2 protein-coding genes are annotated in these 2,817 nt (G+C 35.6%); both read left to right on the forward strand.

The window, feature by feature from the left end; genetic code table 11:
• Window positions 1-794, forward strand: a 794-nt coding sequence (locus FJR38_RS18235; protein WP_168538620.1) for a beta-ketoacyl reductase, incomplete at its 5' end; no start/stop codon positions are given.
• Window positions 795-866: 72 nt separating this feature from the next.
• Window positions 867-2,817, forward strand: a 1,951-nt coding sequence (locus FJR38_RS18240; RefSeq protein WP_168538622.1) for a type I polyketide synthase, incomplete at its 3' end; no start/stop codon positions are given.

The raw sequence follows: 2,817 nt of genomic DNA on the forward strand, positions 1-2,817 counted from the left end.
CTCCTGGACAAGGTAATTATGCAGCGGCAAATGCGTTTATGGATGCTTTGGTTTATCACCGTCGAAGTTTAGGATTACCGGGTTTAAGTGTGAACTGGGGTCCTTGGAATGAGGGTGGTATGGCTGCACGTTTAGGAGATCAATATCAGCAGCGTTTACAATCTCAAGGGATTACTTCTATTTCTCCTGAGATTGGTTTTCAAGCTTTGGCTGATTTGTTATCTACACAATCTCCCCAATTTGGTGTTTTCTCTATCAATTGGTCACAGTTTTTGAGACAATTGTCTGGGGGTGTAAAAATGCCATTATTAGAAACATTGGTGGAAAATGAGCCATTATTACCATCTCAAAAATCTACATTTATTCAGCAGTTGGAGGAAGCCGCTATTGAAACAAGACAAGAGTTATTAATAGCTCATATTCGTTTGCAGATTGCCAAAATTTTAGGTATGAAAAACCCAGAACAAATAGGACTCAGAGAACGACTATTTGATTTAGGCATAGATTCACTAATGGCAGTAGAATTAAAAAATATTATTGAATCAAGTTTAGATTGTTCTGTCCGTTCAACGGTTTTATTTGATTATCCCACTTTAGAAGCATTAGTAAATTATTTGCAAAATGATGTATTGTCACTGGAATTTTCTCTGCCAGAGCAAGAAATAGAGGTAGAAAATGATTCATCAGATCGTTTTCAAGAAATGACTCAAAATGATTTAGCTCAATTGCTATCGGCAAGATTAGCAGCTTTGGGAAATAAAAATAATGATGATTTTTTAGAAGAAGATGATTGATATTTTTGGATAAATTATCTGAATTTATAGATATCTTTTAAACAGTTGAAATTAACCAGTAAAAAAACAATTATGCCAGAAAATTCTCAAAACATAGATTATAGAGTATTAATGGAAAATGCTCTCCTCCAATTAGAAAGCTTACAGTCTAAATTGGATAAATTAGAACAGCAGAAAAAAGAACCTATAGCAATTATTGGTATGGGTTGCAGACTTCCTGGTGGTGTTGATTCTCCTGATGCTTTTTGGCAGCTTTTAGAAAATGGAATAGATGGAATTAGCGAAGTTCCTCAAGATAGATGGAATATTGATCAATACTATAATTCTGATCCCCAAAATCCGGGAAAAATATCAACTCGTGACGGGGGATTTATTAATCAATCAGTTGATAGTTTTGATACTGATTTTTTCAGTATTTCTCCTAGAGAAGCTCTCAGTTTAGATCCCCAACAACGGTTATTATTAGAAGTTAGTTGGGAAGCTTTAGAAAATGCTCATCAAGTATCCCAAAAGCTATTTAATAGCTTAACTGGAGTCTTTGTAGGTATTAGTAGCAGTGATTATTCTCAGAGATTTATTGGTACTGAAAATATAGATGCTTATTTCGGCACGGGTAATGCTTTTAGTGCTGCGGTGGGCAGAATTTCCTATATTTTAGGATTAACTGGACCGAGTTTAGCAGTAGAAACCGCTTGTTCTTCTTCCTTGGTAGCGGTACATTTAGCAGTAGCGAGTTTACGACAGCGCGAGTGCAATATGGCTTTAGCTGGGGGTGTAAATTTGATGTTGACTCCCGATGTCACTATTACATTTTCCCAAGCAGGAATGTTAGCTCCTGACGGTCGTTGTAAGACATTTGATGCTAGTGCTAACGGCTATGTTCGTGGTGAAGGCTGTGGTGTAATTGTCCTGAAAAGATTATCAGATGCGATCGCTGAAAATGATAATATTTTAGCAGTAATTCGTGGTAGTGCGGTTAACCAAGATGGACCTAGCGGTGGTTTAACAGTACCCAATGGACCATCACAAGAAGCAGTTATTCGCAAAGCCTTAACCAATGCAGGAGTAAAAGCTTCTCAAGTTAATTATATTGAAGCTCATGGTACAGGAACATCTTTAGGAGATCCTATTGAAATTGGAGCTTTAGGTGCAGTATTCACGAAAAATCATACTGCTGAAAAACCTTTATTTATTGGTTCTGCAAAAACAAATATTGGCCATTTGGAAGCAGCAGCAGGGATAGCTGGATTGATAAAAGTTGTTTTGCAATTACAACACCAAAAAATTGCCCCTCATTTGCATTTTACTAAACCAAATCCTTATATAAATTGGCAAGATTTGCCCGTTGTAATTCCCACAAAAGCAACTCCTTGGAAATTAACAGGAAAAACGCGAATTGCAGGTGTAAGTTCTTTTGGATTTAGTGGCACAAATTCCCATGTAATTTTAGAATCAGCACCAGAACAATTAAAAAATGAAGATATAACAAAACGTCCACTACATTTATTAACTCTTTCCGCAAAAACAGAAACCGCTTTAATAGAATTAGTCAAATGTTACCAAAAGCATTTAGAAAATAATCTAGATTTAAGTTTAGCTGATATTTGCTATACAGCTAATGTAGGCAGATCCCATTTTCAACATAGATTAAGTTGCGTAGCATCAAATAAAAAAGAGCTAATTACTAAACTTAGTAATATTCAAGATGAAAATACCATTAGAGGCTTTTCTCGACGAGTTCCCAAAATCGCTTTTTTATGTACAGGACAAGGTTCGCAATATGTGGGAATGGGAAAATCACTATATGAAACTCAACCAATATTTAGAAAAACTATAGAAGAATGTAATCGAATACTCAATCAATATTTAGAAAAACCACTAATAGAAATCCTGTACACAGAAACAGACCTAATAAATCAAACAGCCTATACTCAACCTGCCTTATTTGCCATAGAATATGCCTTAGCACAAATGTGGCAATCTTGGGGAATTAAACCAGATATAGTTATAGGTCATAGTGTAG

Source organism: Anabaena sp. UHCC 0253, from assembly GCF_009712085.1.
Lineage (GTDB): Bacteria > Cyanobacteriota > Cyanobacteriia > Cyanobacteriales > Nostocaceae > Dolichospermum.